Origin of the sequence: Nocardia sp. NPDC087230 (assembly GCF_044744725.1) — a bacterium.
Classification (GTDB): domain Bacteria; phylum Actinomycetota; class Actinomycetes; order Mycobacteriales; family Mycobacteriaceae; genus Nocardia; species Nocardia canadensis.
The window spans coordinates 66,274-76,802 of record NZ_JBIUYV010000011.1 but is presented as its reverse complement, the minus strand read 5'-3'; the positions used below and the strand labels follow the sequence as shown (position 1 = coordinate 76,802).

Genomic DNA, 10,529 nt, shown 5'->3' with positions numbered 1-10,529 from the left:
ACCATCGACACAGCGTGCGCACGCGCACCACGGAGCCGAGCGCCAGCGAGGTGCGGTCGTGAGTGTGGCACCCGAGGTCGCGGACGAGTACGAGACCCGTGACCTGCCGATTCAAACGAGTCCACCGCGTCCCGCCGCACCCGACGAGGCGCCGCCGCGGGCCCGGTTCATCCGCGACAGCGCGATCGTGGCGCACCGCAATCTGCTGACCATTCTGCGGGTGCCGACGCTGCTGGTGACCGCGACGATCCAGCCGCTGATGTTCGTATTCCTGTTCGCCTACATCTTCGGCGCGTCGCTGGGCGGCGACCAGTATCGCGAGTTCCTGCTCGCCGGCATCTTCACCCAGACGGTCGCGTTCAATGCCGCCTTCACCACGGTCGGCCTCGCGGGCGACCTGCAGAAGGGCATCATCGACCGGATGCGGACGCTGCCGATGTCGCGGCTGGCGGTGCTGATGGGCCGCACGCTGTCCGACCTGGTGGTCAACGTGCTGAGCCTGGGCGTGATGGTGATCTGCGGCTACATCGTCGGCTGGCGCATCCACGGCAGCGTCGCCGACGCGGCGCTGGCCTTCGCCATCATCCTGCTGTTCGCGTTCGCGATGTCGTGGGTCGGTGCCCTCACCGGGCTGATCTCACCGACGGTCGAGGTCGCGCAGAGCGCGGGCCTGATCTGGATGTTCCCACTGTCGTTCATCTCCTCGGCGTTCATCTCCGCCGAGACGCTGCCGGGCCCGCTGCGCACCATCGCCGAGTGGAACCCGATCACCGCGGTCTCGGCCGCGGGCCGCAAGCTGTTCGACAACGACGCTCCACCGTCGTTCGCCCCCGCCACCGGCTGGGCCGCCGACAACTGCGTGCTCTACGCGATCATCTGCTCGGTGGTGATCCTGGCGATCGCCATGCCCGCGGCGTTGCTCCAGTATCGAAAGGTCGCCAGCCACTGACCCTCCCGCGACCGGTACCGCCTGTCCCGCGAGGACATGGGTAACTCACCGGGTACCGGCAAACATGACAGGAGCGCTACCGGCAGCCGCGTGGCTGCCGGTAGCGCTCCTGTGTCTGGCCTGAATCCCGGGGAGGCGGGAAAGCCTCAGCCGCGGCGGCGCGTCTTGAGCAGTTCGAGGCGCTCCTTGAGCAGTTCCTCGAGCTCCTCCTTGCTGCGACGCTCCAGCAGCATGTCCCAGTGGGTGCGCGGCGGCTTGACCTTCTTGGTCTCCACCGTGGTGCCCTCCATGAGCTGACCTTCCTGGCCGTTGCGGCACAGCCAGGTCGGCGGGATCTCCGCGTCGTCGGCGAACGGGACGTCGAACTCCTCACCGTTGTCGGTGCGGTAGCGGGCGATCCGGCGGGGGGCCAGGTCGTGGTCGCGGTCGGTCTCGTAGCTCACCGCTCCGAGCCGACTGCCTCGGAGTACGCGATCTGCCATGTGTGCTCCCTGTCTTTGGCGGCTGGCGCCGGTCGTGGTCCTACCGTTAACGCACGGGACCTCTGAACTGTTCCATTGTAGTCGCAGCGGCGGACCGGCCGGGCGACCCCTGAGCCGGGACGGCCCGGTCCGTGCCCGCTGAGCGAGACCTGAGCCGCCCGACCGGCCGCCGGACCGATAGGGTTTCGCAGCATGTCGCGCAGTCGCCTGCTGTCCTGCCTGTGGTGCGGGCGGGAGATCGTGGATTCCGAGTCGGGGCGCCGTCGCCGCTATTGCCGCCAGTCGTGCCGTCAACGAGCCTACGAGCACCGCACCAGCCTCAAGGGAACCGGGATTCCGGAGGACGCCGTGGTGTTGTCCGCCCAGGAAGCCGCGGATCTGGCCGATCGCTGGTTCGCGGCCAGATGTGCCGCGGAGGATGTGGCGACGGCGGTGGCCGAGGGGGCCGAGCACGCCGAGCTGGCCCAGCTCAGCGCCACCCTGGTGCAGCTGTCGCGCGAAGCCGAGCGGTTGCGCTGAAAGCCCTGGGGCGAGCGAGGCTAGCTGATGTCCGCGGATTCGCGGGCCCGCAGGTACACGGCCGCCACGCCACCCGCGACGAGCAGCGCGAGCGCGGTCGCGGCGCCCACGGTGGCGAGGTCGGGGCTGACCAGCGGCTGACCGCGGAGCGCTTGCCAGAGCACGAGGATGAGCACTCCGAAGTAGCCGAGCACCGCGACCCCGAGCAGCGCCGCGCGGATGGTCTCCGCGCGCAGCCACCGATACCGGGGTGCCAGGGCGACCAGCACGACGGCCAGGAGCAGTAGCACCTGGATGCCGTGCAGCCCGACGAAGTGCGGGATGCGCAGGTCGCCGCCGGTGGTGCTCCAATGGGTCAGCGGCATCGCGCCGACCCCGTCGCGGACCGCGTCGCCGTGCGCGCCACCTGCGTGGACGGTGTGCCCGGCCATCAAGCCGACGACGGTGCCGTCGGACCGGCGCACCAGTTGCGGCCCGGTGAAGCCCATGAGATACCCGAGCGCCATGCCGACCACCGCCAGCCACAGTCCGGCTTTCAACGCGATCCGGGTCGGCCGGTCGGCCAGCTTCTGCCACGAGATGATCAGGGCGAGCACGAGATTGGCGAGGAACAGGCCGGGCACGCCGGAGGCGAAGACCTGCTGGCCGATCTGGTTGACGGTCTCCTCGGCGGTGTTGAAATGGCTGAACGTGCCGCGCGCGGCCTGCAGCGCGATGAACCCGACGTCGGCGATCCCGGTGACGGCGAAGACGGTGCCCAGCCACCAGGTCGCCCGCCTGCCCCGGTGCGGCAGCCGCAGGATCCAGGCCAGCGTCACGCCGTAGAGGGCGAAGGCGAGCCCGAACTTGGCGGGTTTGAGCCAGACCGACTCGCCGAGCAGCGTCCGGTCGTCGACCAGCATGCCGACCACCGACACCAGCACGAGCGCGCTCATCAGCGCGGAGTTCACCAGCAGCGGGCCGTGCCAGGGGGCGCGGTCGGTACCGACACCGCGCGCGGGTGCGGCGGGGAACCGGAGGCGGGACAGGGTGTGGGAGAGATCGATCGTCGCCATGTCTCGACGGTAGAAATCCGGTGCGCCGCAAGACCTCCCGCTGCGGAACGGTTCGCGACCAGTACCCGGGTAGGGGGAAGGCCCTACTCCGGTGCGGTCATCGGGATCGGATCAGATCCCCAGGCGCCAGATGACGGCGTCGACCGCGCGCGGCGAGACGGTCGCGACGGCCTGCAGCAGGCGGGTGTAGCGGGGATACAGCTCGATCGGCCGGGTCCGGATCGCGGTGCGGATCCAGTCCGCGGCCTGCTCCGCGGTCAACGCCGCCGACTCGTCGTAGGCGCCGGTCGGGGCGATCATCTCGGTTCGCACCAGCGGGAATCCGACCGTGGTGACATGCACGCCGCGCGCTCTGGTCTCGGCGCCCAGGCTGCGCCCGAACGCGCCGAGCGCGGCCTTGGAGGCGTGGTAGGCGGTGAACATCGGCATCGTGCCGGCGGCGACGCCCCAGGTGGCGACATTGACGACGTGTCCGTCGCCGGTCGCGAGCATCGAGGGCAGCAGGCCCATGGTGAGGCGGGCCGCGCCGAAGTAGTTCAGCGCCATGGTGCGTTCGTAGTCGTGGAACCGGTCGGTGGCGTCGGCGGCGCGACGGCGGATCGAGCGCCCGGCGTTGTTGACCAGCACGTCGATCGTGCCGTACTGCTCGAGCACGGTCTTGACCAGGTCGTCGGTCTCCCCGGGGTCGGACAGGTCGCAGGTGACGGCCTCGGCCCGGCCGCCGGCCGCGCGCACGGCGTCGCGCACCTCGAGCAGCGGTTCGGCGGCACGGGCGATGAGGATCAGCCGCGCGCCGTCGCGTCCCAGCGCGAGCGCGGCGGCCCGGCCGACGCCGGACGACGCGCCGGTCAGCAGGACGGTCTTGCCGGCGATCTCGTGCCGTTCGCCGAGCACGAGTCGCGCCACGGTGCGCGGCAACGCGGGCGGGTTGAGCAGCAGGGACTGCGCGAGGCGGTCGAGCACGGGGACTCCTGGCGTCGAGGGGGCCGAATTAATTTACTATCTAGTAAATTACAAATCAGTCAATTGAGTGTCAACAGGAGTCGTCGCGATGGTTGGATGGGCCGGGTGAGCACAGCCGGAACCAAGGGTGTCCCGCGCCCCGAGCGTGAGCAGCAGATCCTCGACGCCGCCGTCGCCGAGATCGGGCGAGTCGGCTACGCGGGGCTCTCGCCCGCCGAGGTCGCGCAGCGAGCCGGTGTGTCCAAACCGCTGGTGTACACCTATTTCCAGTCCAAGGACGGGCTCTACATCGCCTGCGTCGAGCGCGCGGCCACCGTCATCTACGACGCGATCGAAACCGCCATCACCGGGGCGAGCGGCCTGACCAAGGCCGAGCGGACCCTCGAAGCGCTGTTCGTCGCTCTCGCACCGCGTCCGCACGACTGGACCGTCGTCTTCGACCGCTCGCACCCGCACGAGGGTCCGGCCGCCGACGCCGTGCGCGCGGCCCGTCGGCGGATCGCCGCCCAGGCCGCGCGTGGCGTCGCCGACGCGCTCAGCACGCTCGCCCTCACCGACCCCGACGACCTGTCGGCCTTCACCGATGTCTGGATGGGGTCGGTGACCTCGCTGGTGCTGTGGTGGCTGCGCCACCCCGAGCAGACGGCCGCCGAGATGAGCGCGCGCAGCCACCGCCTGATCGGGGCCCTGGTCAACGCGCCGCGCTGACCGTGGCCGCGTCCTCGGGCAGCAGCTCCGCCAGCAGCGGCGCCCACTCGTAGCGCCGTTCGGGGAAGCAGCGGTCGAGCAGGTCCCGCATGATCGACGGGGCGATCGAGGCGCCGGGTGACGCGCCGAGCAGCCCGGCGACGGTGCCGTCGGCGCCGGTCACCAGCTCGGTGCCGAATTCGAGCACACCGCCGCGCTCGCGGTCGGGCTTGATCAGCTGGGCGCGCTGCCCGGCCGGGATCAGTTCCCAGTCGGCCGGGTCGGCGGTCGGATAGAAGCGCTGCAGCTGCTGGAACTTGCGCCGCGGCGAGGCCAGGAGCTCGGTGATCAGGTACCGCACCAGATCCAGATTCCGCAGACCCGCGGCGACCAGCGGCACGATGTTGTGCGGTCGCAGCGTGGTGAACAGGTCGGTCAGTTTTCCGTACCGCAACAGGCGGGTGCTGAAGGTGGCATAGGGGCCGAACAGGAGCGCGGCCGATCCGTCGACCTCGCGGCGGTCCAGGTGCGGAACCGACATCGGCGGGGCGCCGAGCGCGGCCTGGCTGTAGACCTTCGCGCCGTGTTCGGCGACGACTTCGGGATTCGTCGTCCGCAGGAACTGCGCGCCCAGCGGGAACACGCCGTAGCCGCGCACCTCGGGCAGGCCCGCGCGCTGCAGCAGCCGCAGCGCATAGCCGCCCGCGCCGACGAACACGAACCGCGTGCGCACCCGGAAACGCCTGCCGCTGTCGAGGTCCCGGCCGCGCACGGTCCACAGGCCGTCCCTGTCGCGGGTGAGCCCGGTGATCTCGCGGTGCAGCCGGACCGCGTTGCCCGCCGCGGTCATCGTCGACAGCAGCGACCTGGTCAGCGCGCCGAAATCGACATCGGTGCCCGCGGTGTGCCGGGTGGCGGCCATGGCCTCGTCCTCGGCCCGGCCGCGGACCAGCAGCGGCGCCCACTGCGCGATGACGGCGCGGTCCTCGGTGTACTCCATCGTCGCGAAGGCGGGCCGCTCGCGCAGGGTGGCGTAGCGCTGCCGCAGGTAGCTGATGTCGTGGTCGCCGAACACCACGGTGACGTGCGGGGTCGGGGTGGCGAAGGTCGCCGGGTCGAGTTCGCCGCGCTGGGCCAGCGCCGCCCAGAACCGCCGGGTGAGCTGGAACTGCTCGGCGATCCCGGCCGCGCGGTCGCCGTCGCGGGGGTCGGGCATGTAGTTGAGTTCGCAGAGGCCGGAGTGGCCGGTGCCCGCGTTGTTCCAGGGATGGCTGCTCTCGGCGGCGGGCTCGCCGAGCCGTTCGAACAGCGCGATCGACCAATCGGGCGCGAGCGTGCTGAGCAGGGCGCCGAGGGTGGCGGACATGATCCCGCCGCCGATCAGCACCGCGTCGAGAATGTCGTCGCCACCACCGGATGTGGGGCGAGGTGTCGTCTCGGTCATCGTCGAACCTCCCGTGAGCTGTGTACCGCCATCGTCACGCGACCGGGAGTGATCCGTCCAATACGAGATTGGTGCGAATATCATCCGAATATGGATGATTCAGGCGACGGAGGAGCGCAGGCGCTCGCGCCGCTGCTGGCGGCGTTCGACGCGGCGGCCGGGGCGGGGCACATCACCAGGGCGGCCCAGCGACTCGGCGTGCCGCAGTCCTCGGTGAGCCGCCGGATCAAGACGCTCGAGCAGACACTCGGGGTGGCGCTGTTCCAGCCGGTCGGGCGCGGGGTGACCCTCACGCCGCAGGGTCGCGAGCTCTACGAACACACCCGCGGCCTGGTGCGCTCCCTCGACGACGCGGTGCGCCGGGTGCGCGCCGACGCCGACCCCGACAGCGGGCTGGTCCGCTTCGGTTTCCCGCTCACCCTGGGCCCGGTGAGCATTCCGTCGCTGCTGGCCCAGTTCCACACCAGGGCGCCGCGGATCCGGCTGCATCTGGTGCAGGCGCACGGGGAGGCGCTGGCCGAGCAGGTGCGCGCGGGTGGGCTGGACCTGGCGGTGATGATCCCGCCGCCCCCGGATCTGCCGACGGTGCCGCTGGGCAGGCAGCGCATCAGTCTGCACGTGGCGCGCACCCATCCGCTGGCCGGGCGCGCCCGGGTCGATCTCGCCGAGCTGGCCGACGCGGCGTTCATCGCCAACCCGCCCAGCTATCAGCTGCGCGCACTGCTCGACAGCTGGTGCGCCGCAGCCGGTTTCACGCCACGGGTGCTGTTCGAGATCACCGAGTTCGAGACCCTGCGCGAACTGGTCGCGCTCGGGCTCGGCGTCGCCCTGTTGCCCGCGGCCGAGATCGCGCACCCCGATCTGGTGGTCGTGCCGATCGACGGCGAACGCGACCGCGAGATCGGCCTGGTCTCGGGAGACCATGGTCCGACACTCGCGGTCGCGCGGCTGCGGGATTTCCTGATCGCGCACACGGCGCGACTCGGGTGGTAGAGCGGATCAGTCCTGGGCGACACCGGCGTCGACGCCACGAGCGGCGAGCCACGGGTGCGGGTCGATCGGGGCGCCGTAGAGCGAGCCGTCCTGGACGTGCACCTCGTAGTGCAGGTGGGGGCCGGTCGACTGGCCACGGTTGCCGACGGTGGCGATGACGTCACCGGCGTTCACGTGCTGACCGGTCTGGACGAGGATCTCGTTGACGTGACCGTAGACGCCGATGGTGCCGTCGTCCTGCAGGATGCGCACCCACAGCCCGAAGCCGGAGGCGGGCCCGGTCTCGATGACGGTACCGTCGGTGACGGAGAAGACCGGCGCGCCGATCGGGTCACCGAAGTCGATGCCGTTGTGCGCGGCTCCCCAGCGGGCGCCGAAGTAGGAGGTCAGCCTGCCGTTGACCGGGCGAACGGTCTGCGGGCGCGGCGGCGGAGGCGGGGCAAGGATCGGCAGCGGCGGCAGCGCGAGCGCGACGGCCTCGCGGTGCTCTTCCCACGGGATCGGGGCCGACGCGGGGGTCTCGCCCTGCGGGCCCTGGGCCTCGACGGGGGTGTAGGCGGTGAAGCGGTACGGCGACTGGCCCGCGGTGACGCCTTCGCCCGCGCTGGCGGTGATGCTGGTGTCGGAAACCGGGGTCTCGGACTCGCCGAAGGTGGCAGCCGAGGTTCCCACGAGTGCGGACAGCGCCACCGCACCCGCGACAACGCCTCCCCAGCGACCGGCGAGGGCATCGGAGACTCGAGCGGATAACGGGTTGGTCACGAACATGTTTCGAACGTAGCGAAACCGTGATCTCGACAGCGAATGATGTGGCTGCGATCACGATCGGCTATAACGCCAGTTGATCTATAACGACACCATAACGAATGCGGAAATTCCGAGGAGCGACCGGGGCGAATTCCCAGGAGACAAGATCATTGCCGAACCTCCGCTTCCCGGGGACACTGATTCAGTGGACGCTAACGGAGTTCGGGCCATCACCGCGCTGTCCGACCCCACCAGGCGCGTGATCTTCGAGGCGTTGCCCTCGGGTCCGCGGTCGGTGGCTGACCTCGCCGCAACCGCCGGGATCACCAGCTCGGCGGCCTCCCAGCACCTGCGCGTCCTGCGCGAAGCCCATCTGGTGAGCATGCGCCGCGACGGCAACCGGCACCTCTACTCCCTGGACCCGCGCGGCCTCACCGACGCCCGCGACTATCTCGAGCAGTTCTGGCCCAGCGCGCTGGCCGCGCACGCCGCCGCCCTGCGGGAAGCCGCGGCGGCCGGTCAACCGACCCGGCGGTAACGCAACCGGGTCGATTCGGCCCAGTCCTGCTTGTCCAGCTGCGCGTCGACCGCGGCGATCACCTCGGGCACCCCGATCCGCAGCAGCCCCGGGTCGGGCACCCGGCCGTCGGGGTCGCCCACCTGGCCCGCCCACAGCACCGCATGCCTGCCGAGTAGATGCGCGGGCGGCCCACCGCGCCGCGGCGGCGTCGGGCCGAACAGCAGGACCGTGCGGGTGCCGAACGCCGTCGCCAGATGCGCGACGCCGGTGTCGCCGCTGATCACGAGGGCGGCCTCGGCGACCGTGGCGGCCAGGTCGGTGAGGTTCTGCCTGCCCGCCAGCACCCGGTCGTCGGGCAATCCGGCCTGGGCGGCGACCTGGACCGCGATCTCACGTTCGAACGGGTCGCCGGTCAGCACGACGTCGCGACCCAGCACCAGCAGGTGCCGGACCACCGCCGCGAAACGTTCCGGTGGCCAGCGGCGCGCGGGCGCACCGGCGCCGACGTGCACGACGACGCAGTCGCGGCGGCTGATCGACGCCACCGGCGGCACCAGCCCCAGGTTGCGCCGATCGGCCGCGATGCCCTCCGCTTCCAGCAGCAGACACCATCGATCGACGACATGGGCATCCGGGTCCCAGCGGGGCCCGGCGGGCTTGGGCGAGGCGGGGGAGCGGTGTCCGATGATCCGCGCGGCCCCGGTATCGGCGAGCGCGCGCGCACTCGCGCCGTCGGCGCCGTGCAGGTTCACCGCCAGCTCGGGCGCGGGCCCGTCCCAGATCAACGCGGCCGGATCGGCGGTGGGCACCAGCTCGTCGACCGAGGAGATCAGGTCGACGATCCGCTCCAATCGATGCGGCGCCGCCAGCACGATCTTGCTCCGTGGTTCGGCCCGACGCAGAGCACGCAGAGCCGGGACCGCGGCGAGGACATCACCGAGGCCCCGAGCTTGCAGCACGAGTACAACCGACACCTCCTTGAGCTACCCGGGACCTGTGCCGACCAAACGTTCGCGCATGCAACGACGTGGTGGTCGTCACGCGGGCGGGTCCGGGCCTCGGTCGGCGCGTGCCGGGTGATCGCGACACGATCACGGCTCCAGCTAATATCGGGAAAACCAGAGCGGCCGGGCATAACATCTCGTCATGACGACAAATACCGTGCTGGAGAGCCCATTTGCGGCTCTTGCCAAGAAAACCTGGCAAACGATTCTGGTCACCGGCCTCCTCGCGGTGGTCCTCGGCATCATCGTGCTCGTGTGGCCCGGTCCGTCGCTGCTCGTGGCGGGCATTCTGTTCGGTATCTACATGGTTGTCAGCGGCGTCTTCCAGTTGATCGCCGCCTTCACCCATCTGCCCAGCACCAGCTTCCGGGTGCTCTCCTTCATCAGCGGTGTGCTGTCGCTGATCATCGGCATCTTCTGCTTCCGCGACGATCTCACCTCGATTTTCCTGCTCGGGCTGTGGATCGGCATCAGCTGGCTGTTCCGCGGTGTCGCGGTGCTGTTCTCCGCCCTGGCGGACGGGAGTGTGCCCGGCCGCGGCTGGCAGATCTTCTACGGCATCATCAGCGCGATCGCCGGTGTCATCCTGATCGTGTGGCCGATCAACTCGCTGGCGACCCTGACCGTGGTGGTCGGCATCTTCCTGATCGTCATCGGCATCATGGAGATCATCACCTCCTTCGGCGTCCGCAAGGACTCGCACCTGCTGGCGCAGCAGGGGCTGTGACGCCACGGGAAAGTTCGTCGGAAACCGGCCGGTGCCTTCGGGCACCGGCCGGTTTCGGGTGAACTACGCTCGGCATTCATGGAATTCGTTTACAACCTGGTGGTTGTCACCCATCTGCTCGGCATGGCCGCCGTGGTCGGCGGCTTCGCGGCCTCCCGCCCGGTGGTCTCGGAGTTGATGGTGTGGGGAGCGCGGGCCCAGCTCCTCACCGGGCTGATCCTGGCCGGCCTCGCCTCGGCTGTCGATTCGCTGGGCAAGGATCCCGATACCACGAAGCTGGCCGTGAAGCTGGCGATCTCGGTCGCCGTCGTCGCGCTCGCCGAGATGGGCCGCGCCGATGCCAAGCGGGGCAAGCAGATCGACTGGATGACCGACGCCGCCGGCGGCCTGGCGATCGTCAACGTCCTCGTCGCCGCCCTCTGGACCTGAGTTCCTCGGA

At 70.4% G+C, this 10,529-nt stretch carries 13 protein-coding genes; 7 read left to right on the top strand and 6 right to left on the bottom strand.

Annotated features, from left to right (window positions below; translation table 11 throughout):
* The first annotated feature begins 169 nt into the window (after nt 1-169).
* A complete protein-coding gene (locus ACIO52_RS28090; protein ID WP_218722357.1) occupies nt 170-949 on the top strand; it encodes an ABC transporter permease in 780 nt (259 codons plus the stop codon).
* Nucleotides 950-1,095: 146 nt separating this feature from the next.
* Here the strand turns inward: ACIO52_RS28090 and ACIO52_RS28085 are convergent, their stop codons facing one another.
* Entirely contained in the window at nt 1,096-1,431 is a 336-nt protein-coding gene (locus tag ACIO52_RS28085; RefSeq protein ID WP_110040609.1) for an RNA polymerase-binding protein RbpA, read from the bottom strand.
* Between the two features lie 192 nt (nt 1,432-1,623).
* On the opposite strand from ACIO52_RS28085, the gene ACIO52_RS28080 reads away from it, so the two are divergent.
* Nucleotides 1,624-1,950 carry a hypothetical protein gene (locus tag ACIO52_RS28080; RefSeq protein WP_218722331.1) on the top strand — a complete coding sequence of 109 codons (327 nt, stop codon included), beginning with the start codon at nt 1,624-1,626 and terminating at the stop codon, nt 1,948-1,950.
* Nucleotides 1,951-1,970: 20 nt separating this feature from the next.
* On the opposite strand, the gene ACIO52_RS28075 is transcribed toward ACIO52_RS28080, so the two are convergent.
* Together ACIO52_RS28075 and ACIO52_RS28070 are read right to left on the bottom strand one after the other, a co-directional pair.
* Nucleotides 1,971-3,005: a hypothetical protein gene (locus tag ACIO52_RS28075; protein WP_402648046.1), complete on the bottom strand. Its 1,035-nt coding sequence runs from the start codon at nt 3,003-3,005 to the stop codon at nt 1,971-1,973.
* Between the two features lie 111 nt (nt 3,006-3,116).
* Nucleotides 3,117-3,968 (bottom strand): SDR family oxidoreductase, encoded by an 852-nt coding sequence (locus ACIO52_RS28070; protein ID WP_316575119.1) that lies wholly within the window; start codon nt 3,966-3,968, stop codon nt 3,117-3,119.
* Nucleotides 3,969-4,073: 105 nt separating this feature from the next.
* On the opposite strand from ACIO52_RS28070, the gene ACIO52_RS28065 reads away from it, so the two are divergent.
* Nucleotides 4,074-4,676 (top strand): TetR/AcrR family transcriptional regulator, encoded by a 603-nt coding sequence (locus tag ACIO52_RS28065; protein WP_402648043.1) that lies wholly within the window; start codon nt 4,074-4,076, stop codon nt 4,674-4,676.
* Here the strand turns inward: ACIO52_RS28065 and mqo are convergent.
* A complete protein-coding gene (mqo, locus tag ACIO52_RS28060; protein WP_218722335.1) occupies nt 4,660-6,099 on the bottom strand; it encodes a malate dehydrogenase (quinone) in 1,440 nt (479 codons plus the stop codon). The genes ACIO52_RS28065 and mqo overlap by 17 nt on opposite strands.
* A 90-nt stretch (nt 6,100-6,189) precedes the next feature.
* On the opposite strand from mqo, the gene ACIO52_RS28055 reads away from it, so the two are divergent.
* Nucleotides 6,190-7,092, top strand: a complete 903-nt coding sequence (locus tag ACIO52_RS28055) for a LysR family transcriptional regulator (RefSeq protein WP_218722336.1) — start codon at nt 6,190-6,192, stop codon at nt 7,090-7,092.
* Between the two features lie 6 nt (nt 7,093-7,098).
* Here the strand turns inward: ACIO52_RS28055 and ACIO52_RS28050 are convergent, their stop codons facing one another.
* Nucleotides 7,099-7,860, bottom strand: a complete 762-nt coding sequence (locus ACIO52_RS28050; protein WP_218722337.1) for a M23 family metallopeptidase — start codon at nt 7,858-7,860, stop codon at nt 7,099-7,101.
* A gap of 184 nt (nt 7,861-8,044) precedes the next feature.
* Here ACIO52_RS28050 and ACIO52_RS28045 point away from each other — a divergent pair, with 184 nt between their 5' ends.
* Nucleotides 8,045-8,377: a helix-turn-helix transcriptional regulator gene (locus ACIO52_RS28045; RefSeq protein ID WP_218722338.1), complete on the top strand. Its 333-nt coding sequence runs from the start codon at nt 8,045-8,047 to the stop codon at nt 8,375-8,377.
* Here ACIO52_RS28045 and ACIO52_RS28040 read toward each other — a convergent pair.
* Nucleotides 8,359-9,333, bottom strand: a complete 975-nt coding sequence (locus tag ACIO52_RS28040) for a glycosyltransferase family 9 protein (RefSeq protein WP_218722339.1) — start codon at nt 9,331-9,333, stop codon at nt 8,359-8,361. The genes ACIO52_RS28045 and ACIO52_RS28040 overlap by 19 nt on opposite strands.
* Before the next feature lie 172 nt (nt 9,334-9,505).
* Between ACIO52_RS28040 and ACIO52_RS28035 the strand changes: the two genes are divergently transcribed.
* Both ACIO52_RS28035 and ACIO52_RS28030 read left to right on the top strand, forming a co-directional pair.
* The gene (locus ACIO52_RS28035) at nt 9,506-10,090 is read left to right on the top strand and encodes an HdeD family acid-resistance protein (RefSeq protein ID WP_218722340.1); all 585 of its coding nucleotides are present in this window, start codon (nt 9,506-9,508) and stop codon (nt 10,088-10,090) included.
* Between the two features lie 78 nt (nt 10,091-10,168).
* A complete protein-coding gene (locus tag ACIO52_RS28030) occupies nt 10,169-10,519 on the top strand; it encodes a hypothetical protein (protein WP_218722341.1) in 351 nt (116 codons plus the stop codon).
* Nucleotides 10,520-10,529: the final 10 nt, after the last annotated feature.

Bases quoted from the DNA above. Each gene is read 5' to 3' on its own strand.
- ACIO52_RS28085 (WP_110040609.1), bottom strand. From the start codon at position 1,431: ATGGCAGATCGCGTACTCCGAGGCAGTCGGCTCGGAGCGGTGAGCTAC.
- ACIO52_RS28080 (WP_218722331.1), top strand. From the start codon at position 1,624: ATGTCGCGCAGTCGCCTGCTGTCCTGCCTGTGGTGCGGGCGGGAGATC.
- ACIO52_RS28075 (WP_402648046.1), bottom strand. From the start codon at position 3,005: ATGGCGACGATCGATCTCTCCCACACCCTGTCCCGCCTCCGGTTCCCC.
- mqo (WP_218722335.1), bottom strand. From the start codon at position 6,099: ATGACCGAGACGACACCTCGCCCCACATCCGGTGGTGGCGACGACATT.
- ACIO52_RS28055 (WP_218722336.1), top strand. From the start codon at position 6,190: ATGGATGATTCAGGCGACGGAGGAGCGCAGGCGCTCGCGCCGCTGCTG.
- ACIO52_RS28050 (WP_218722337.1), bottom strand. From the start codon at position 7,860: ATGTTCGTGACCAACCCGTTATCCGCTCGAGTCTCCGATGCCCTCGCC.
- ACIO52_RS28035 (WP_218722340.1), top strand. From the start codon at position 9,506: ATGACGACAAATACCGTGCTGGAGAGCCCATTTGCGGCTCTTGCCAAG.
- ACIO52_RS28030 (WP_218722341.1), top strand. From the start codon at position 10,169: ATGGAATTCGTTTACAACCTGGTGGTTGTCACCCATCTGCTCGGCATG.